Here is an 18,757-nt window from a genome sequence, read left to right on the forward strand (position 1 = left end):
ATAGCCAAATCCCTACTAGATGGAGTTCGTCTCTTGAGCCTTTCAGACTTTGTCATCCGTCGTCCGGATGACTGGCATTTGCATCTCCGCGACGGCGAGATGTTAAAAGCTGTTTTGCCGCATACCAGTGCTGATTTTGCCCGTGCGATCATTATGCCTAATTTGGTGCCGCCCGTTGTCACATGCAGCGATGCAGAGGCTTACCGTGCGCGCATCCTTGAAGCCAAGCCTGAGTGTGATGTTTTTGAACCACTGATGACGCTGTATTTGACGGAAGGCACCGATCCTGCTGATGTGGAGCTGGGTGTAAAGTCTGGCCTCATCAAAGCGCTCAAATTATATCCCGCCGGAGCAACCACAAACTCTGACAGTGGTGTCAAAACAATCGAGAATATCTATCCGGTCTTGGAAAAAATGAGCGAGCTGGATGTGCCCTTGCTGGTGCATGGTGAAGTCACCGATGCGGACATCGATATTTTTGACCGGGAAGCTGTATTTATTGACCGTGTGCTGGACCCCATTCGCCAGCGGTTCCCCAAGTTACGCGTCGTTATGGAGCATATCACCACATCCAATGGTGTGGAGTATGTGAAAAGTGCCGGCGACAAAACGGCCGCGACGATTACCACGCATCATTTGATCATCAACCGCAATGCCTATCTGGTCGGGGGGATCAAGCCGCATTATTATTGCCTGCCTGTTGCCAAGCGCGAAAGCCACCGTTTGGCGCTGCGGGAGGCTGCGACCTCCGGCAATGGTAAGTTTTTTCTCGGTACAGACTCGGCCCCACATCCCGATACAGCCAAGGAATCCGCCTGTGGCTGTGCTGGTATTTATACGTCGATCAACACACTTAGTTGCCTTGCACATGTGTTCGAGCAGGACAATGCCCTTGATCAGTTTGAGGCTTTTGCGTCTCTCAATGGTCCGGCCTTTTATGGTCTAACTCCGAACGAACAAACCATTCGCTTCTACAAGACTGACGCGCCGTTGGACTTGCCAGCCAAGTTTGCTGTTCAAAAGGAACAGGTTTCTGTTTTTGACCCCGGTTTTGCGTTGTTTTGGCGTCATGAAGCCATTAACGCTTAGCCCGTTCGCCCGATTTTACCTTTGCAGAGGATAGCTCCATGACTCCCAGTTCTTTTCCTGATCGCGCTTTGATGGCCGAATTGACCGCAAAAATGCTGTTGGAAATCAAAGCCGTGCATTTCCGCACGGACGAGCCTTTCATGCTGGCGTCTGGATTGGCAAGTCCGGTCTATATTGATTGCCGCAAGCTGATCTCGTATCCGCGCATCCGCAACACCTTGATGGATTTTTGTGCGGCGACCATTATGCGCGACATTGGCTTTGAGAAGGTTGAGACGGTTGTGGGCGGGGAGACCGCCGGTATTCCTTTTGCTGCATGGATTGCGGACAAGCTTAGCCTGCCGATGAATTATGTGCGCAAAAAACCCAAAGGCTATGGCCGTGATGCACAGATCGAAGGCGCCCCAATTGCGGGCAAACGCGCTCTGCTGGTCGAAGATCTGACCACGGATGGTGGCAGTAAAATCACCTTTGTGGAAGCCATGCGCAAGGCTGAAGCCGAGGTGACGGACACCATCGTATTATTCTATTATGACATTTTCCCTGAAGCGTTGGAAAATCTCGCGAAGGTGGATCTCAATCTCCACTATCTGGCGACTTGGCGGGATGTGTTGGCTGTTGCCAAAGCGAACAATTATTTCGATAGCGAGACATTGGCTGGTGTTGAAAGTTTCTTGGATGATCCCCTTGCATGGTCTGGTGCCAATGGTGGCGTGACGCAGATCACGTCGGTGCCGACTAAAAGCTAAACAGTGGCTAGTCTAACTGATTGCATTGGAAGGGGCGGGGATTATTTCCTCCGCCCTTTTCTATGTCGGGTGTTAAAACTGTGCCTGAGCGCTTTGTAATTGGGCGGTAAATCCCCGTTGGCTGTCAGAAGCGTTGTTTGAACCGAATTTGCTTGAACGCAGTCGCATTCCATGAATAATTCCCATTGGAAAAACCATTGGCACGCTCATTTACTGATCGGTGGCATCGTGGGTGTTATCCGTCAGGCAGCATGATTTCGGGAGGAATAATTTGTCACAGGAACCTGATACACGCTGGCTTTCGGACCCTCGGGTTTTTGCTGTCAATCGAATGGACGCCCATTCAGATCATGTTGCGTTCCCTGATTTGCATGCCGCCAAGGCTGGTGAGCCGAGCACGTTGCGGCAAAGTCTCAATGGGCGCTGGGCGTTCCATTTGGCACAGAGCGTGGCTGCACGGCCGCAAGGCTTTTTCGCCACTGAGTATGACATGGCTGAGTGGGGTGACATCGAGGTGCCCGGCTATATGCAGCTTCAGGGGTATGGCTGCAATCAGTATGTGAATACCCAATATCCATGGGATGGCGTTGAAGAGTTGCGGCCGCCTCATATTCCTGAGGCCAATTTGGTTGGGTCATATCTTCGCGATTTTTCCTTCGAAAAATTGGACGGCACAGGACGGGTTGTGTTGACGTTCGATGGGGTGGAAACCGCCTTTTATGTCTGGCTGAACGGTGAGTTTATCGGTTTTAGTGAAGACAGCTTTACGCCAGCGCATTTCGATGTCACAGAGCAAGTGCGCGCAGGATCCAACCGATTGGCAGTACAGGTGTTCCAGCGTTCTTCGGCCAGCTGGATCGAGGATCAAGATTTTTGGCGCGCGACGGGTATTTTCCGCGATGTCTGGATTGAGCAGCAGCCCACCCTGCATGTGGAAGATCTGTTTGTCAAAACAGATTTCAATGATGATTTTTCCGCCGCTGTCCTGCGCCTTGATCTCAAGCTTTGGGGTGAGACCGCAGGGGCGACCGTCGATGTGTTTTTGGCTGATGCTTCGGGTGCGCAGATTGCTGCGCTGTCTGGTCTGAGCGCCCAAGCCGGGATGGATTTGGATCTCAAGGTTGAAGCTCCGGATTTGTGGAGCGCAGAGAAGCCCACTCTCTATGACCTGATGCTTGTGGTGCGAGACAAAGACGGAGCGGTCATCGAGGCGATCCCCCAACGGATCGGGTTTCGACATTTTGAAATCAAAGACAAACTTATGCTGCTCAATGGCAAACGCATCATCTTTAACGGTGTGAACCGGCATGAATTTGACGCGGTTCGCGGCCGGTCCGTCACCTATGAGCAGATGCTCTGGGATGTCCGTTTTTGCAAACAGAACAACATCAATGCAGTGCGGACGTCGCACTATCCCAACCAATCCACTTGGTATCGCCTCTGCGATGAATATGGATTGTATGTGATTGATGAAGCCAATCTGGAATCGCATGGTTCGTGGATGACTGATGGCAAGGTAGACCCTCGATGGCCCGTGCCGGATAGCCTGCCTGAATGGCGTGACTGTGTGTTGGATCGGGCAAAATCGATGCTTGAACGGGACAAAAACCATGCCTCCATTCTGATCTGGTCATGTGGCAACGAAAGCTATGGCGGGAAGAATATTTTCGATATGTCGGAATTTTTTCGTCAGCGAGATCCGTCTCGGCTGGTGCATTACGAGGGTATTTTCCATGACCGGCGCTACAATGATACATCGGATATGGAAAGCCAGATGTATACCAAGCCGCAGGACGTGGAGGCCTATCTGACAAATGATCCGCAGAAGCCATTCATTCTGTGTGAATATATGCATGCGATGGGCAATTCCTGCGGTGGTTTTCATCTCTATACGGACCTGATCGATAAATATGATTTGTATCAGGGGGGCTTTATTTGGGATTATATCGATCAGGCACTTGCCATCGATCCTGATAGTGGTAGCCGCGCTGTGGCCTATGGTGGCCAGTTTGGTGATCGTCCTCATGATGGGGAATTTTGTGGCGATGGCATCGTTACCGCTTGGCGCGAACCGTCCACCAAAGTGCAAGAAGTCAAAGGTCTTTATCAACCGTTTGATCTGTCGCCTGAGGCGGGTGGGGTTTCTATTCGCAACAAAAACCTGTTTGTCTCCAGCGCCGACTATAGGCTCGTTTATCGCCTGCTGTTGGATGGCGAGGAAATCTTGTCAGCCAGCCTCGATACCAATGTGGCGGCAGGGGACACCGCTTTCATCGCGCTTGATTTACCCAAGGCCACAAAGGCAGGAGAATATGTGCTTCAGTGCTCTTTATGCCTGAAAACGTCAACGCTTTGGGCCGATGCGGGCCATGAAATAGCCTTCGGTGAGACCGTTTGGTGCGTTGAAGGGGATGTCAAACTGGATGCGCCTGTGCCTCTGACATGTCAGAATGGTGATATCAATCTTGGTGTCGAGACCCCGCACTATCGGGCGATGTTCTCCCGTGTCTTTGGTGGATTATCTTCGATAAAGGTAGACCATAGTGATGCGTCTCTGGAGTTTATCCTTCGTCCGCCGAGATTGGTTTTCTGGCGGGCGCTGACCGACAATGATCGCGGCTGTCAGCTTGGCTTTGATCTTGCCGTCTGGAAATCAGCCAGCCATTGTTACAAACGAGCCGGTTTCGAGGTTGATGCCAACAGCGATGAACCGTCCATCACCCACCGCTTTGCGTTGCCGGGATTGAAGATTGAACCGACCGTCTCCTATCGGGTCGGGCGGGATGGTCTGATCCATGTGGAAGCAGACTTCGCCGGTGCTGAGGACTTGCCCGATTTGCCAATTTTTGGTCTGGAATTCACGGTGCCCGCCCGCCTTGATCGCTTCCGCTATTATGGCTTGGGACCGGATGAGAATTATATCGACAGGCTGAGGGGCGCACGCTTGGGTGTCTTTGAAAAGGGTGTTGAAGACAATGTTCCGGCCTATCTGGTGCCGCAAGAATGTGGCAATCGGGTCGGGGTGCGTTGGGCCGAGGTGACGGATGAAGCTGGCTTGGGGCTGCGATTTGCGTCAGAGGGTCAGCCTTTTGAATTTTCAGCTTTGCCCTACACCATGATGGAATTGGATGCAGCATATAGCCCAGAACAATTGCCTGCGGTGACACAAACTGTGGTCCGCATCGCTGCGCGGCAAATGGGGGTTGGTGGCGATGACAGCTGGGGGGCACCGGTGCATGATCGTTATCACATCAAGTCAAGCGAGGCTTTGTCGTTGAAATTCTCGCTTTGCCCGATCGGTGTTTGATCCCTTCAAGAAGGGTCAATCCTGCCAATGATAAAACCTCTAGAGAGGACCAAACGTGGATGCTCTCTAGAAGGCCGGATTGGTCGGGTTATGATTGCGCCAAAAAGGCGCGCCAATCACCCAGATCGGAGATGTCGGTGCCACCAGCTGCCCCAAATGCTTCGCAGATAAAGCCTTTGACAGAAGATCCATCTTCCAGCATGACCGAACCAATGCCCAAGGGGGATGGGATGCCAGCCATAAAACTTCCCAATTCTGACAATGGCAAGGCCCAAATTTCCAATTTTACCTTGCTGCCGCCGTCTGCTAAACGCACCATACCCGGCCGCATTGGTGGACCGCCAGCAAGAGCATAGAATTTGTAATCGGCTGCACTTTTGGCTTCGCGTAAGAAACGCCCGCCACGTGTGGTGAGCTGATGATTGAGGGGTAGGCCACTCATATGGGCGCCACAGACTGCAATCTCAATCTCGTCTTTTTGGGCTTGTGGCGCGGCCAATGGGGTCGCTTCATAGCTCCATGATGTTGCACCCAGCGTATGAGGCACCGCGCTTTCAAACACCTGTGCGATGGATGCCACTAGATCGTCTTGCCCCGCGCTCGCCAGAAGGGTAACACTACCCGGACGGCTGTCAGATCGCTTAACCGCAGGCACAGCAATGGCGCACATATCAAGCAGATTGACAAAATTTGTATAGGTACCGAAGTTTGAATTGGGCGTGACAGGATCGGCTTCCAGATCGGCAACGGTGTAGAAGGTCGGGATGGTCGGCACACATAGGATATCAACGGCCGCCATTATGGGTTCAGCGGCCCGTTTGAGGTCTTGCAAACGATACATGCCGCGGAAGGCATCCGCTGAACTGATGGTTTCTGCTTTGGAGACAATGGCTCTGGTGACAGGGTGCACCGCGTCAGGATTGGTTTTTAACAAGTCTTCAATGACGGTATAGCGCTCTGCCACCCATGCACCTTCATATAGCATTCTTGCGACGTCATAGAGGGGGGTGAAGTCGATCTCGATAATTTCTGCACCGGACTGGACCAGAATGTCGACGCTCTGTCGGAAAGAGGCTTTTTGAACGTTATCGCCGAAAAACTCAATGGAGTTTGCATCGGGAATGCCAACACGCATTTTTGACGGTGCGGCGGTCAGGGCGCCTGCTGTAAAGCGGCGGGCATAGGCGTCTTTGGCGTCATAAGCATTGGCAATTTCGAACACAGCATAAGCGTCGGAGACTGTGAGCGCGAAAATTGAGATGGTGTCCAGTGTTCTGCAGGCGGGAACAACACCGGTCGCCGAGAGCGTGCCAAGGGTTGGCTTCAGGCCGACAATATTGTTGAGCGCGGCGGGAACGCGGCCCGATCCGGCTGTGTCTGTGCCCAGCGAGAAGGTGGCGATGCCATGTCCAACCGCGACTGCCGAGCCGCTGGAAGAGCCGCCGGGGACAATGTCTGGATCAATGGAATTTTTGGGAAACCCGTAAGGTGATCGCACACCAACGAGGCCGGTGGCAAATTGATCAAGATTGGTCTTGCCAATCAACAGGGCACCAGCGGCGCGCAATTGTGCCACCACATAGGCGTCTTCAGTCGCTTCATATTCATAGGCCGGACAGGCGGCGGTGGTTGGTTTTCCGCCTGCGTCAATATTGTCCTTGATGACAAAGGGAATGCCCCAAAGAGGTTTGGCCGGATCAAAAGCCCCCAGATCTGCTGCGGCTTGACGCACTTCGGATTTGTCGAGCAAATGGATAAAAATTGCCGGATCGTTCACCTCCGCAATGCGCGCATACACCTGCTCGACGATGTCGGCCGGAGACGTGCCTGCTTGATAAGCAGCGTGTAGGCTTGGGATCGTCAGAGGTGTCTTGGATATCTGTGACATCTGGGACATGGAGGCTTTCCTTAGATTCTTTGGATAGATCAGCGATTACTTTGCGTCGATGAATTGCACAGGCTTGGACCAGATGATCAGGATGACACATCCCTCATCGGATCGGACAGAATGGGTTGTGCCGATCGGATTGATAACAAGCGCTCCCTCTTGATAGTGGCCGGTGTCATCGGTCTGGGCGCCTTCTAGCACCACGATGGTCTCAATGCCGGGGTGACTGTGGCGTGGCACGCTGGCGCCTTTAGCATAGCGCAGCAATGCAGCCGCAGAGCCATCAACTTCTTGATGGAGCCAGCATATTTCTACGCCGGGGTGGAAGGCCTCAAAGCTGCAATTGCGCCAGCCTCCAGCCATGAAGTCCGCATGCATGATAGAATTAGTCATGGATGGCCTCCACAATGGTGTCCGTTTTGGCCAACCAACCGACAATGGCACCTTGGGCTGCAATCATCTCTAGCGTGGCTTGCTTGAAGGCAGGGAAATAGCTTTCCGTTGCGTCTGTGGCGAGCAGGCAATCATAGCCGCGATCATTGGCTTCGCGCATGGTGGTTTGAACGCAGACTTCCGTGGTGACCCCTGCAAAAACCAGTTGTTTGATGCCGCGTTGTTGGAGAATGTCACCCAGATGTGTGGCGTAGAAGGCGCCCTTGCCGGGTTTGTCTATCACCACTTCGCCATTGATGGGGGCCAATGCGGGCACAATGGAAGCCCCGGGTTCACCAGCAATCAACACGCGGCCCATCGGACCAATATCGCCGATGCGCAAGGCAGGGTCGCCACGGTCGCGCTTGGCGGGCGGGCAGTCGGATAGATCGGTTTTGTGGCACTCACGGGTATGGATGACGGGCAATCCTGCCTTGCGAAACCCTGCAATTAATTTTGCAACGGTGGGTACAATGGCTTGTAGCAGGCTGACATCATTGCCAAGGCTGGCACCAAACCCGCCGGGCTCGATGAAATCACGTTGCATGTCGATGACGATGAGCGCCGTGCTTGACGGATCAAATGCAAAATCAAATGGTTCGGCTTTTATTATGTTCATGCGTGCCCTGCCATATATTGTCCGATTTCAGCTATGTCGGCGGTTCCAATAGGGGTTTCAAAAGCGACCTTGCCTTCCGACATGACGATGACGCGGTCAGAGAGTTCCAGAATTTCGTCTAGATCCTCGCTGATCAATAACACAGCGGTGCCGCCATTGCGCGCGGCCATGATACGGGCGCGAATTTCGGCAACAGCGGAGAAATCCAAACCAAAACAGGGGTTGGAAATGATCAAAAGATCAACATCGCCGGTCAGCTCTCGGGCCAATACGGCGCGCTGCACATTGCCGCCGGACAAATCTGCAATCGGGCTGTCGATTGATGTGGTTTTGACATTGTAATCGCCCACCAAATGATCGGCTTTGGCATTGATCTGTTTGTTGTTGAGCCAGAATGTCGGCTTCGCATTCTCTGCCACATCAAAATCGCGAAAGGATATATTTTGCGCCACGCTCATTTTGGGGGCGCAGGCATTGTTCAGTGGTTCTTCGGGCAAATAGCGCACGTTGGATTTTCGGGCTTCCTTGCGGGTGGCGGTGTAGGGTTCGCCTTTGACTTCAATGTTGCCGCGCTCATAAGGGCGCTGGCCGGCCAGCAATTCCATTAGCTCGGTCTGGCCGTTGCCGGATACGCCCGCAATGCCGACGATTTCACCGGCACGCACATTAAGGCGAGCGATCTGAATGGGCTTGAGGCCAGATCGGTCTATTGCCAAGATGTCGGACATGGCAAGCACCGTATCGCCCAACGCATCTTTGCGGGTGTCCTTTTTCGATAATTCTTTTTCGCCAATCATCATGGCCGCCATATCTGCATGGCTCATGTCTGCTACCTTGCCGCCGCCAACATATTGACCGCGCCGCAGCACCGATACGTCGTCGGCGTAGGCTGTCACCTCTCGGAATTTGTGGGTGATCATCAGAACGGTGAGGCCTTTGCTCAAGGTCATGTCTCGCACCATACCCAAAAGTTCGTCCGCCTCAGCTGGAGTGAGGACCGAGGTGGGCTCATCTAGGATCAGGAATTGCCTGCCCAGATATAGCTGTTTGAGCAATTCGAGTTTTTGTTTTTCCCCTGCGGCCAGGTTCTTGACCGGCACATGCAAGGGTACATCAAACGGCATGGTCTGCATGAAAGCTTCGAGTGTTTCTGCCTCTGTTGCCCAGTGAATGACCTGTGGAATATCACTGCGATTGATGACCAGATTCTCGGCACCCGTCAGCGAGGGAACGAGAGTGAAATGCTGATAGACCATGCCCAGTCCATGGGCGTGGGCGGCATTGGGATTTGGTATGGTGACCTCTCGGTCTTGGATTAGCAACTGACCGGAGGTGGGCCGATTAAAGCCCATGATGCATTTGACCAACGTTGATTTTCCGGCACCATTTTCGCCCAACAAAGCATGAAAACTGCCCGGTGTGATCTTGATCGAGACATTGTCCAGCGCAGTGAATGCGCCGAACTTCATGGTCATGCCCACGGTCTCGACGCCAAGAGGGCCTCGATCGGTTTGGGGGCGAGTCATGACAGGGCCTTTAGGACTTCGTCGCTGCTGGAAACCGAACCAAAAACCCCGCCTTGCATTTTGACCATATGGACTGCAGCATTGTGATTGCCCAGATCGGTGGCACCACAACAATCCTCTACCAACAAGCATTCAAAGCCGCGGTCGTTTGCTTCGCGCATGGTGGTATGCACGCACACGTCTGTGGTGATGCCGGTCAATAGGATGTTTTCAATGCCTTTGGTGCGCAGCAACAGCTCCAGATCGGTGGCGTAAAAGCTGCCTTTGCCAGGCTTGTCGATGATGGGCTCTCCGGGCCGTGGGTATAGCTCTTGGATGATGTCCCAGCCAGGTTCCCCGCGCACAAGGATCTTGCCGCAGGGGCCTGCGTCGCCAATGCCGGCTCCCATTTGGCGAGAGCGCCAGCGTTTGTTGGCGGGCAGGTCCGACAGGTCGGGGCGGTGGCCTTCACGGGTATGGATGATGTGATAACCTTTTTCGCGCATCACAGAGAGGACTGATTTGATCGGCTCAATGGGCGCGCGGGTCAGGCTGAGGTCATAGCCCATGCTGTCGACATACCCACCGATGCCGCAAAAATCGGTCTGCATGTCGATGATGATGAGGGCCGTGTTTTCGGGGCGCAGGTCGCCATTGTAGGGCCAATTGTAGGGATCGGCTGCAATCACTTTGCTCATTCTGCTGCACTCCGTTTTTTGTCGCCATAGCTGCGCGTCGGTTTATCAAAACCGCAGGAGGTTCCGTCCGTGATTTTGACGTCTTTTTCCCAAGGCAATTTGTAATTGCCAGCCGCCAGATCGGTCATGAATGTGTAGGGACAATCTTGCGCACCGCCTTTGACTGCGGTGAAACCACGATGCCCAAGCTGGTAAATATTGTTCTCGACACCCCAGTTTATACGGGCTTCGCGCACCAGATCGGGGCGGACTTCGGCGGTGATGATTTCGTCGGCGCGGCCACTGGTGCCGTGCGCAATGATGGAGCCGTCGAAATTGACAATCATGCCTTCACCCATGGAGTCAAAAGTACCGTCCGAGCCGCACATGCAGACATTGGCGGTAACCATCAGGTTGCAAAAGGCGTTGGATTGATTGGTGAAGCTCCAGCTTTCACGGATGGGTGCGGTGTAACCGGCGGTGCGCAGCATGATTTCTGCGCCTTTATAGGCGGCCTCGCGTGCCATTTCCGGGAACATGCCGTCATGGCAAATGATCAATGACAGCTTGCAGCCATTGGGGCCATCAATGACAGGAATTCCCAAGTCGCCCGGCTCCCAAGGCTCGACCGGCACCCACGGGTGCAGCTTGCGGTAATAGAGTTTGACCTCGCCCAGATTGTCGATGATCAGGCCGGTGTTCCACGGGTTGCCATCGGGATTATATTCCATAATGGAAAAGCATCCCCAGATGTCATTGTCGATGCACGCCTGTTTGAAGGCCGCAACTTCGGGGCCATCCATCGAGCACATGATCGCCGGATTGGTATCCATCGACAGGCCATGCAAGGCGTATTCCGGGAAAACAACCAAATCCATTGTCGCCATATTGCGACGGGCTTTGGCGACCATGTCGACGATTTTTTGTGTTTGCGCGGCCAGTTGCTCTGGCGTTTCAACGTGGGTGAGCTGTAGCTGCACCATGCCCAGAACGACGCCGTTGTCCGATTTGTTGAGACCACCCAATCCGTTCATTTTCTTGCTCCTATTTGGTAATGCTTAGCTCATCCGGCGCACCAGAGATGGCTTGCGTCGTGGAGCTTGTGGCGATCAAAAGACCCAATGTCAGCACATAGGGTGCCGCGAAAAAAAGATAATAGCCTTGCGAAATGCCTACCGATTGCAGGGCAGGCCCCAAGGCCCCCGCGCCACCAAACAATAGAGCGGCCCAGAAACAGTTGATGGGGTTCCAGCGGGCAAAAATGACCAGCGCGACGGCCATCAAACCCTGGCCGGATGAGATGCCTTCGTTCCAGCTGCCCGGATAGTACAGCGAGAGATAAGCCCCGCCGACACCGGCCAATGCGCCACCTGCCGCCGTAGACCATAGGCGGATGCGGTCGGGGTTCAGGCCCATGGCGCGGGCGGCATCGGTGCTGTCGCCGACAACGCGAATGATCAGGCCGATGCGGGTGGTTTTGAACATCCACGCCATTGCAAAGGCCAAAATGCCTCCGGCAATGAACAGCACATTGACGCGTAAGGCTGCTTCCAATTGGGGGGTATCTGTCCACCAGCCAAGCGGGATGGAGGGTAAGTCAGGGGCCACGGGCTGGATGTAGGGTTTGCCAAAGAAAAACGCTAAACCCATGCCGAACATCATCAGGGCGATGCCGACGGCGATGTCATTGACTTTTGGGAGTTTGCAAATCCAGCCATGCAACAAGCCAAACATTATACCGGCAAGAGCGGCTGCGAGCACACCCATCCATGCCGATCCGGTTTCATAAGCGATGGCATATCCAGACATGGCTCCAAAGACCAGCGTGCCTTCAAGGCCCAAATTGATGCGACCCGAGCGTTCGGTCAGGCATTCGCCAAGGGAAACAAAAATGAACGGGGTCGAGACGCGGATAGCGCCGCCAAGGATTGCGATGGGAACGCCCCAGAGTCCGATATCAGCACTGCTCATGATGGTTCCTCCTTGGTGCGAATCCATGTTTCCGGTTTAAACAGATCGATCCGCCCGACGAGGGATTCGCTAAGCAAAATGGCAACGAAAACAAACCCCTGAAGTACCAGAATGGTGGCGTCAGGTAGATCCAGACGTCTCTGCACCAAGCCGCTTGAGGCTTCAAAACCTGCCAATAGAATGGCAACGGGGATGATTGCCAGCGGATTGTGCCGTGCCAGAAAAGCAATCAGAATGCCGGTGTAACCGTAGCCAGCGATCAGGGCCGCATTGGCAGACCCATGCACGGCGCTGACTTCAATCATGCCTGCTATGCCTGCAAAAGCTCCGGCCAGAGCGGTGAATCCTACGATCAAAAGCCCCGTTGGCAGACCCTGAATTTGAGCGGCACGGACGTTGCCGCCAACAATGCGGGCGGCAAATCCCCACGTGGTGCGATCAATCAATATCCATGAGATCACACAGGCGATGATGCCGATGATCAGACCCCAATGGACGCTGAAACCTGGGATTTCGCCTAAACGGTAAGCGGCTTCCAGTGGCGCGGTGGAGGGTTTGTTGAGACTGTCAGGATCGCGAAAGACGCTCTCGACAAAATGGTTGAACAAGGCGATGGCGATATAGGCCATCAAAAGGCTGGCAATGGTTTCGTTGACGCCGCGTTTGGTGCGCAGCCACCCCACGGCACCGATCCAGAGGCCTCCAGCGACGGCGCCAGCCAAACCCATAAGGATCATGCCGAAGAGCCCGAGGCCGGGAAGCAATGCCCCCACCACACCAGCGGTCAAACCGCCAAGAACAATAGCACCTTCACCGCCAATGACCACAAGGCCAAGCCGGGCAGGCAGGGCGACGCACAATGCCGCGAGCAACAGCGGTGCGGTGCGCGACAGGGTGTTTTCCCACGAGAAAACAGACCCAAATCCTGCCTGATAAACATAGCCATAGAAGGCCAATGGTGATTTGCCGAGCATCAACAAAAAGATGCTGAAGCCGATGAGCCCAACCAGCAAGGCTGCCAGCGGCAACATTATTGCTTCAGAGCGCCGGATCAACGCACCGATGTTTGGCGGGGCAGTGGACTTTGTCCCCGCCCTGCCGACATTTGACACTATTTTACTGGTTTTTACTGTCATGGATTTATCAGATCGATCCGATCACGCCTTCAACCAGATAATTCATGCTTTCCAGTTTGACGTCATTTTCGAGATAGCTTTCGCCAGCGGCTGCAATGACATTGCCTTTGTTGTCTTTCAGCGGGCCTTTGATGGCCGAGAAGCCACCTTTCATGATGTCGGCTTTGATCGCTTCAAACTGATTGCGGGCGGTGTCGCTAACAGCTGGGCCGAGGGGGCTCATTTTCACAAAACCTTCTGCCAGTCCGCCACGCACGAAGTTATCAATGGGCTCGCCAGCCATGTGTTTCTTGACCATGTCGGTATAGACGGAAGCCCAGTTCCATTCCGCGCCGGTGAGGTATTTTTCCGGAGCCAGTGGGCTCTGGTTGGCGTGGTAGCCGCACAGATACATGTCACGACCGGCACCGGTTTCCATCACCACTTTGGGGCCATCGACATGGCAGGTGACGACATCGACGCCTTGATCGGCTAGTGCATTGGTGGCTTCGGCTTCTTTGACCGCCATCGACCATTCGCCGGTGAAGATGACCTGACAGGTGATGGACGGATCAACCGAACGAGCGCCAAGGAGGAAGGAGTTGATGTTGAGCAGAACCTGAGGGATTGGTTTGGCAGCCACAAAGCCGATTTTTTTGGTTTTGGTGGCGTGGGCTGCGGCGATGCCGTTGAGATATTGACCCATGCCGATGTAGCCAAAATAGGAACCGGCGTTGGTTGGGTGTTTGTCAGCGTTCCACAGGCCACCGCAATGCTCAAAGCGCACGTCTTTGTATTTTTTGGCAACGGTGACAACATGGGGATCAAAATAGCCAAAGGATGTTGGGAACATCAGGCCCGCACCATCAAAATTGATCATGCTTTCCATCGATTTTTGCACATCGACAGTCTCTGGCACATTCTCTTCTTCTACCACCGTCACGCCTTCGATGGTTTTGACGGCGGCGGCGCCTTCTGCATGGGCCTGATTGTAGCCGAAGTCATCTTTGGGGCCGACATAAATGAAGCCCACGGTGAGGGATGCAGCGTGGGCTATGGACATTGGCAAGAAGCTGCCCGCTGCGGCTACGCCCATCAGGCCTGCGCTGGATTTGAGGAAACTTCGGCGATTCAAGGTCCGGTCTTTGCTCATGATTTTGCTCCTGGATTGCGATTGGGATCGGCGAGCTTGATTGGTGTTGCGCCGTATCCTTGCCTGTTCGGTTAGTTCATATTGTCTTTTTGTTAGACTTTCAGATGAAAGCGGGCATGTCTTGTGCTAATAATTGGCAAGAACGATGCAAAAAATGCAGCAGTAGGAGCGGACATGCGATATCTGACGACGGCGCGTTACTTGGATATGGTGGCAAGAGCGGGTTCAATCAGGCAGGCCGCAGAGGCCCTTTCCATCACATCAACTGCTCTCAATCGGCGTATTTTGGCCTTTGAGGAGGAGCTGGGTGCCCCGATTTTTGAAAGACTGCCGAGGGGCGTGCGGCTCAATAGTGCGGGGGAAATCCTGATCCACCATATCAGAAACCAACTCAGTGATATGGATCGGGTGAAATCACAGATTGCAGATTTGTCTGGCGTTCGCCGTGGACATGTTTCGATTGCGTGCAGTCAGGCGATGGTGCCCTATTTTTTGCCTGCGCAAATATCCCAGTATCGTGTTGACCACCCCAATGTGACATTCGGGGTGAATGTGCGCGATCGGGCCGCTGCGGAGCAGGCGTTGACTGATCATATGGCCGATATTGCGATTGTATTCGAACCTGTGCGGATGGCTGAATTTCACACCATTATCAGCGTCAAACAGCCGGTGCATGCCGTGATGGCGGCGGACCATCCACTGGCGCGGCAGCAGGTTTTGCGTATGAGTGACTGTCTGGCCTATCCGATTGCGTTGCCGACATTGCCTTATGGTGTGCGGCATCTGCTTGAACATGCGGCTTTGAGCAGTTCTCAGACGTTGGTGCCGGATATCGAATCAGACAGCTTTGATTTTTTGCGCCACTATGCGGCCTCAGAGCATTTGATCTCTTTTCAAATCCCGATTGGCCTATCCGCTGAAAAAATGCAAGGCGAATTGGTGTCCTGCCCGATGGATACAAGGGATGTTCCGGCTGGGGTTTTGTATATGGGGCAACTGAAGGGCCGGACGCTGCCCGTGGCAGCAGCGCGCTTTGCGGCCCAACTGTCGAGCGCTTTTGCCGCTGAATATGAGGTGACCTAGTGGTGTGATACCGACGTTCCAATCCACTAGGTATTCTTTCTATCTTTGAGGGCCGAGATTGTTGCGGCCCTCGGTCAGCGTGAACGGTTAGACCACGTTGCGCTCGCGATAGGTCTGCAAGAAAGTTCTCACCCGAGGATCGTCAGGCTCTTGACCGAAAAGCTCGGCTGGTGGCACGCAGGTGACTAGACGGCCACTGTCCAGAAAGGCCACGCGGTCGGCCACATGGGCGGCAAAGCCCATTTCGTGGGTCACGACCACCATCGTCATGCCCTCGGCAGCCATTTCTTTCATGACGGTTAGAACTTCGCCGACCAGTTCGGGATCAAGCGCAGAAGTCGGCTCGTCAAACAACATCACACGGGGTTCCATTGCAATGGCTCGTGCTATGGCGACGCGTTGTTGCTGTCCGCCGGATAGGTTGGCGGGATAATTGTCGGCTTTATCGGACAGGTGTACTTTGGCCAAAGCCTCTCGGGCTTTGTCGCGGCCTTCGCTTCGAGACAGGCCTTTGACACTCACAAGAGCCTCGGCGACATTGTCCAGAGCGCTCATATGGGGCCAGAGATGGAAATGCTGGAACACCATGCCAATATGCTGGCGCTGGGTGCGCAATTTGTCATTCGAGAGGGGTCTGCGCGGATTGCTTATGGTGTCTTTCCAACCGATCAATTCACCATCCAGCCGGACCTCGCCGCCATCATAGGCCTCAAGGAAATTCAGACATCGTAAAAGCGTGCTTTTGCCCGAGCCGGACGGGCCTATCAGACACAAAACTTCAGAGCGGTTTACATCAAGGGTGATATTGCTCAGCGCCTCAAAGTCATCAAAGCGTTTGCTCATTTTTCGCACCGAGATGATTGCATCACTTGGCGTGTCTTCGGTGCTGCCGTTGGTTGCTTGCTGGTTGGACATCAGGTTCTCGCTTGCAATGGAATTTAAATCATCAGGCGCGTTTTAGGTGGCGTGTGACCCGAGCTTCGACCTTGGAGCCAAGCCAACTTGCGCCCACCACCATGAGCCAATAAAACAGCGACAAGACGAGAAACGGCTCCACAAAGGTGAAGGTTTCCGCTGCCATCGTTTGGGTTTCATAAAGCAGCTCAGGCACAGTCACGACTGATAAAATGGCTGTTTCCTTGGTCAGAATGATGAAGAAATTGGTGAGTGGTGCTGTGATCGGCACCAGCATTTGGGGCAGGATAACACGCCATAGAATGCGTTTTTCAGACAAGCCAACACAGCGTGCCGCTTCAATTTGGCCTTTTGGCACCGCATTGAAACCGCTGCGGAAAATTTCGGCAAAATAGGGGCTGCCATATACAATGAAGCTCAGAATGCCCGCCTGAATGGGAGACAGCACCAAGCCAACATAAGGGCCGCCATAATAGAGGATGAAGAGCTGAATCATAAAGGGAGTGCCGCGGATTACCTCGACATAGGCATAGATCAGCCAGCTCAAGGGACGTGGACCCCAGCGGTTGAGACACGCCAGCACAAAGCCAACGACGACCCCACCCATCGACCCAACAAGCCAGCATAGTATGGTGACACCAAACCCTGTCAGCAGGGCAGGGCCATAGCGAATGAATAGATCAAATTCCATAACGCACCTATCCGACCTGAAGTTTCTTTTCAACCAATCGGCCCATAACGGACAGGATCCAGTTGATGATGAAATAGATTGCGGCAGCCGCAAGGTAAATTTCCAGCGGCCGGTAGGTTTGCCCTGTGATGTTTTGAGAGATGCGGGTTAGCTCCCCAATACCAACCACAGAGGCCAGTGAAGAGACTTTGACCAGCAAGATCAACTCATTAACCAGAGACGGTAGGCCGATACGCACCGCTTGTGGCACCAGAATACGGCGCCAAAGAGAAAATCTCGGGATACCCAGAGCTTCGGCGGCTTCGGTCTGACCTGCAGGAATAGACTGGATCGCGCCTCGCAGGATTTCTGCGGTATAGGCGGCTGAACACAGGCCCACTGCAAGAATGGCAGCTTGAATGGCAGGGAGGTCAAGACCGATGAAAGGCAGCATGTAGTAGAACATCAACAGCTGTACCAGCAAAGGTACGCCGCGAAAAAAGCTGATATAGACCATCGCTGCCCGACGCGTAATCGCGCCTTGGGATAGTCTGGCTGCACACAGGAATGTGCCCCAGATCAGACTGATGGCCATGCCTGCAACTGAAATAAGGATCGTCCAGCGGGCCGCTGTCAACATATAGGGCAGATTCTGCCAAATGGTGTCGAACGAAAAGCTCATCTGTGCAATCTCCGTAGTGGGAGGAAGGCCGGAGAAGTAGGGCGCGCCCGAAAGACTCCGTCTTCGGACGCGCCTGACGCCTTACTTAACAGCAGGCATGGTGGTTGGCAATTCAGGAGCCGTACCAAGCCATTTTTCGTTGATGGCAGTCAAACGGCCATCTTCGTGCATTTTCAGGATCGCTTTGTTGATCGCAGCAACCAGAGATGCGCTGTCTTCACCCGCAGGAGCAACCCAACCGAAGTATTTGGGGTCGCCGAACGGAGGCATAACCATTTCGAACAGGCCTGGACGCTGAACAGCAGCATAGCCCATCAAAGGCATGGAGTTGGCAACAGCCTGGATGCGGCCGGCTGCCATATCGGCGAGGGCTTCGTCGATATTCACATATTCACGCACATCGGCAGGTGAAGCCAGTGTTTCGGAGAAGGCTTTCAACTGTGCCAACTGCGCGGAGCCTTTTTGGGAACCAACCGCTTTGCCTGCAATGTCTTCAGGTTTGCTGATGCTGGTGTCGCCGGCTTTTTTGGCCAGTGCTACGGTTGCATTGCCGATTGGCAAAGTGAAGCTGTAGCGCTTCATGCGTTCGGCAGTGATGGTGACGGGTGCATTGACAATATCGAATTTGCCAGCTTCCAAGCCGGGCAGAATCGACTGCCATGGCAGGTCGAGAAATTCGACTTCAACGCCTAATTCTTTAGCAACTTCGGTGAAGAGATCATAGCAAATGCCTTGATATTCACCATCCTTGAGAATGTCAAACGGCGCATAATGCATCTCGGTGGCAGCGACAATTTTGCCCTTTGCCTTGATGTCAGACAAGAGATCTGCCTGAGCCGTGCTAGCCAGACCAAGGCCGATACCAGCGGCGGCGATGAAGGATAGGATGTTGGATTTCATAG

General features: G+C 53.8%; 17 protein-coding genes. 4 read left to right on the plus strand and 13 right to left on the minus strand.

Annotated features, from left to right (window positions below; genetic code table 11):
• Nucleotides 1-99 precede the first annotated feature (99 nt).
• The 3 genes from pyrC to lacZ all read left to right on the plus strand — a co-directional run bounded on the left by pyrC (nt 100) and on the right by lacZ (nt 5,145).
• Nucleotides 100-1,089, plus strand: a complete 990-nt coding sequence (gene pyrC, locus C0081_RS18715; protein WP_210200567.1) for a dihydroorotase — start codon at nt 100-102, stop codon at nt 1,087-1,089.
• Between the two features lie 38 nt (nt 1,090-1,127).
• Complete coding sequence (locus C0081_RS18720; protein ID WP_101535377.1) at nt 1,128-1,838, plus strand: orotate phosphoribosyltransferase; 711 nt, start codon at nt 1,128-1,130, stop codon at nt 1,836-1,838.
• A gap of 271 nt (nt 1,839-2,109) precedes the next feature.
• Entirely contained in the window at nt 2,110-5,145 is a 3,036-nt protein-coding gene (gene lacZ, locus C0081_RS18725) for a beta-galactosidase, LacZ type (RefSeq protein WP_210200562.1), read from the plus strand.
• An 88-nt stretch (nt 5,146-5,233) separates the two neighbouring features.
• On the opposite strand, the gene atzF is transcribed toward lacZ, so the two are convergent.
• Genes atzF through C0081_RS18770 form a run of 9 tightly spaced genes read right to left on the minus strand, consistent with a single transcriptional unit; the run spans nt 5,234 to nt 14,505 of the window.
• Complete coding sequence (atzF, locus tag C0081_RS18730) at nt 5,234-7,042, minus strand: allophanate hydrolase (RefSeq protein ID WP_101535378.1); 1,809 nt, start codon at nt 7,040-7,042, stop codon at nt 5,234-5,236.
• Nucleotides 7,043-7,078: 36 nt separating this feature from the next.
• The gene (locus tag C0081_RS18735) at nt 7,079-7,426 is read right to left on the minus strand and encodes a cupin domain-containing protein (RefSeq protein WP_101535379.1); all 348 of its coding nucleotides are present in this window, start codon (nt 7,424-7,426) and stop codon (nt 7,079-7,081) included.
• Complete coding sequence (locus C0081_RS18740) at nt 7,419-8,084, minus strand: cysteine hydrolase family protein (RefSeq protein ID WP_101535380.1); 666 nt, start codon at nt 8,082-8,084, stop codon at nt 7,419-7,421. Before C0081_RS18740 ends, C0081_RS18735 begins: the two co-directional genes overlap by 8 nt.
• A complete protein-coding gene (locus C0081_RS18745) occupies nt 8,081-9,610 on the minus strand; it encodes an ABC transporter ATP-binding protein (protein ID WP_101535381.1) in 1,530 nt (509 codons plus the stop codon). The genes C0081_RS18740 and C0081_RS18745 overlap by 4 nt, the downstream gene beginning before the upstream one ends.
• A complete protein-coding gene (gene biuH, locus C0081_RS18750) occupies nt 9,607-10,287 on the minus strand; it encodes a biuret amidohydrolase (protein WP_101535382.1) in 681 nt (226 codons plus the stop codon). Before biuH ends, C0081_RS18745 begins: the two co-directional genes overlap by 4 nt.
• The gene (locus tag C0081_RS18755; RefSeq protein WP_101535383.1) at nt 10,284-11,300 is read right to left on the minus strand and encodes a formamidase; all 1,017 of its coding nucleotides are present in this window, start codon (nt 11,298-11,300) and stop codon (nt 10,284-10,286) included. Before C0081_RS18755 ends, biuH begins: the two co-directional genes overlap by 4 nt.
• 10 nt (nt 11,301-11,310) lie before the next feature.
• Nucleotides 11,311-12,237: an ABC transporter permease gene (locus tag C0081_RS18760; protein WP_101535384.1), complete on the minus strand. Its 927-nt coding sequence runs from the start codon at nt 12,235-12,237 to the stop codon at nt 11,311-11,313.
• Nucleotides 12,234-13,373 carry an ABC transporter permease gene (locus C0081_RS18765; protein ID WP_101535385.1) on the minus strand — a complete coding sequence of 380 codons (1,140 nt, stop codon included), beginning with the start codon at nt 13,371-13,373 and terminating at the stop codon, nt 12,234-12,236. The genes C0081_RS18760 and C0081_RS18765 overlap by 4 nt, the downstream gene beginning before the upstream one ends.
• A 7-nt stretch (nt 13,374-13,380) precedes the next feature.
• Nucleotides 13,381-14,505, minus strand: a complete 1,125-nt coding sequence (locus C0081_RS18770) for a BMP family ABC transporter substrate-binding protein (protein ID WP_101535386.1) — start codon at nt 14,503-14,505, stop codon at nt 13,381-13,383.
• 174 nt (nt 14,506-14,679) lie between these two features.
• On the opposite strand from C0081_RS18770, the gene C0081_RS18775 reads away from it, so the two are divergent.
• Nucleotides 14,680-15,588, plus strand: a complete 909-nt coding sequence (locus tag C0081_RS18775; protein WP_101535387.1) for a LysR family transcriptional regulator — start codon at nt 14,680-14,682, stop codon at nt 15,586-15,588.
• A gap of 87 nt (nt 15,589-15,675) precedes the next feature.
• Here C0081_RS18775 and C0081_RS18780 read toward each other — a convergent pair whose 3' ends face one another.
• From C0081_RS18780 to C0081_RS18795, 4 genes are all read right to left on the minus strand, one after another.
• Nucleotides 15,676-16,503, minus strand: coding sequence for an amino acid ABC transporter ATP-binding protein (locus C0081_RS18780; protein ID WP_101535388.1), 828 nt, complete (start codon nt 16,501-16,503; stop codon nt 15,676-15,678).
• Between the two features lie 31 nt (nt 16,504-16,534).
• Entirely contained in the window at nt 16,535-17,194 is a 660-nt protein-coding gene (locus tag C0081_RS18785) for an amino acid ABC transporter permease (RefSeq protein WP_101535389.1), read from the minus strand.
• A 7-nt stretch (nt 17,195-17,201) separates the two neighbouring features.
• On the minus strand, nt 17,202-17,855 hold the full coding sequence (locus C0081_RS18790) for an amino acid ABC transporter permease (protein ID WP_101535390.1): 654 nt from the start codon (nt 17,853-17,855) through the stop codon (nt 17,202-17,204).
• Nucleotides 17,856-17,936: 81 nt separating this feature from the next.
• Nucleotides 17,937-18,755: a transporter substrate-binding domain-containing protein gene (locus tag C0081_RS18795; protein WP_101535391.1), complete on the minus strand. Its 819-nt coding sequence runs from the start codon at nt 18,753-18,755 to the stop codon at nt 17,937-17,939.
• Nucleotides 18,756-18,757: the final 2 nt, after the last annotated feature.

Source organism: Cohaesibacter celericrescens (genome assembly GCF_002866925.1).
Taxonomy (GTDB): Bacteria; Pseudomonadota; Alphaproteobacteria; order Rhizobiales; family Cohaesibacteraceae; genus Cohaesibacter; species Cohaesibacter celericrescens.

Excerpts from the sequence above, each read along its gene's own strand:
- C0081_RS18790 (WP_101535390.1), bottom strand. The coding sequence starts at position 17,855 with ATGAGCTTTTCGTTCGACACCATTTGGCAGAATCTGCCCTATATGTTG.
- C0081_RS18745 (WP_101535381.1), bottom strand. The coding sequence starts at position 9,610 with ATGACTCGCCCCCAAACCGATCGAGGCCCTCTTGGCGTCGAGACCGTG.
- C0081_RS18755 (WP_101535383.1), bottom strand. The coding sequence starts at position 11,300 with ATGAACGGATTGGGTGGTCTCAACAAATCGGACAACGGCGTCGTTCTG.
- pyrC (WP_210200567.1), top strand. The coding sequence starts at position 100 with ATGTTAAAAGCTGTTTTGCCGCATACCAGTGCTGATTTTGCCCGTGCG.
- C0081_RS18795 (WP_101535391.1), bottom strand. The coding sequence starts at position 18,755 with ATGAAATCCAACATCCTATCCTTCATCGCCGCCGCTGGTATCGGCCTT.
- C0081_RS18775 (WP_101535387.1), top strand. The coding sequence starts at position 14,680 with ATGCGATATCTGACGACGGCGCGTTACTTGGATATGGTGGCAAGAGCG.
- atzF (WP_101535378.1), bottom strand. The coding sequence starts at position 7,042 with ATGTCCCAGATGTCACAGATATCCAAGACACCTCTGACGATCCCAAGC.
- C0081_RS18735 (WP_101535379.1), bottom strand. The coding sequence starts at position 7,426 with ATGACTAATTCTATCATGCATGCGGACTTCATGGCTGGAGGCTGGCGC.
- C0081_RS18720 (WP_101535377.1), top strand. The coding sequence starts at position 1,128 with ATGACTCCCAGTTCTTTTCCTGATCGCGCTTTGATGGCCGAATTGACC.
- C0081_RS18740 (WP_101535380.1), bottom strand. The coding sequence starts at position 8,084 with ATGAACATAATAAAAGCCGAACCATTTGATTTTGCATTTGATCCGTCA.
- C0081_RS18785 (WP_101535389.1), bottom strand. The coding sequence starts at position 17,194 with ATGGAATTTGATCTATTCATTCGCTATGGCCCTGCCCTGCTGACAGGG.
- C0081_RS18765 (WP_101535385.1), bottom strand. The coding sequence starts at position 13,373 with ATGACAGTAAAAACCAGTAAAATAGTGTCAAATGTCGGCAGGGCGGGG.
- C0081_RS18770 (WP_101535386.1), bottom strand. The coding sequence starts at position 14,505 with ATGAGCAAAGACCGGACCTTGAATCGCCGAAGTTTCCTCAAATCCAGC.
- biuH (WP_101535382.1), bottom strand. The coding sequence starts at position 10,287 with ATGAGCAAAGTGATTGCAGCCGATCCCTACAATTGGCCCTACAATGGC.
- C0081_RS18780 (WP_101535388.1), bottom strand. The coding sequence starts at position 16,503 with ATGTCCAACCAGCAAGCAACCAACGGCAGCACCGAAGACACGCCAAGT.
- C0081_RS18760 (WP_101535384.1), bottom strand. The coding sequence starts at position 12,237 with ATGAGCAGTGCTGATATCGGACTCTGGGGCGTTCCCATCGCAATCCTT.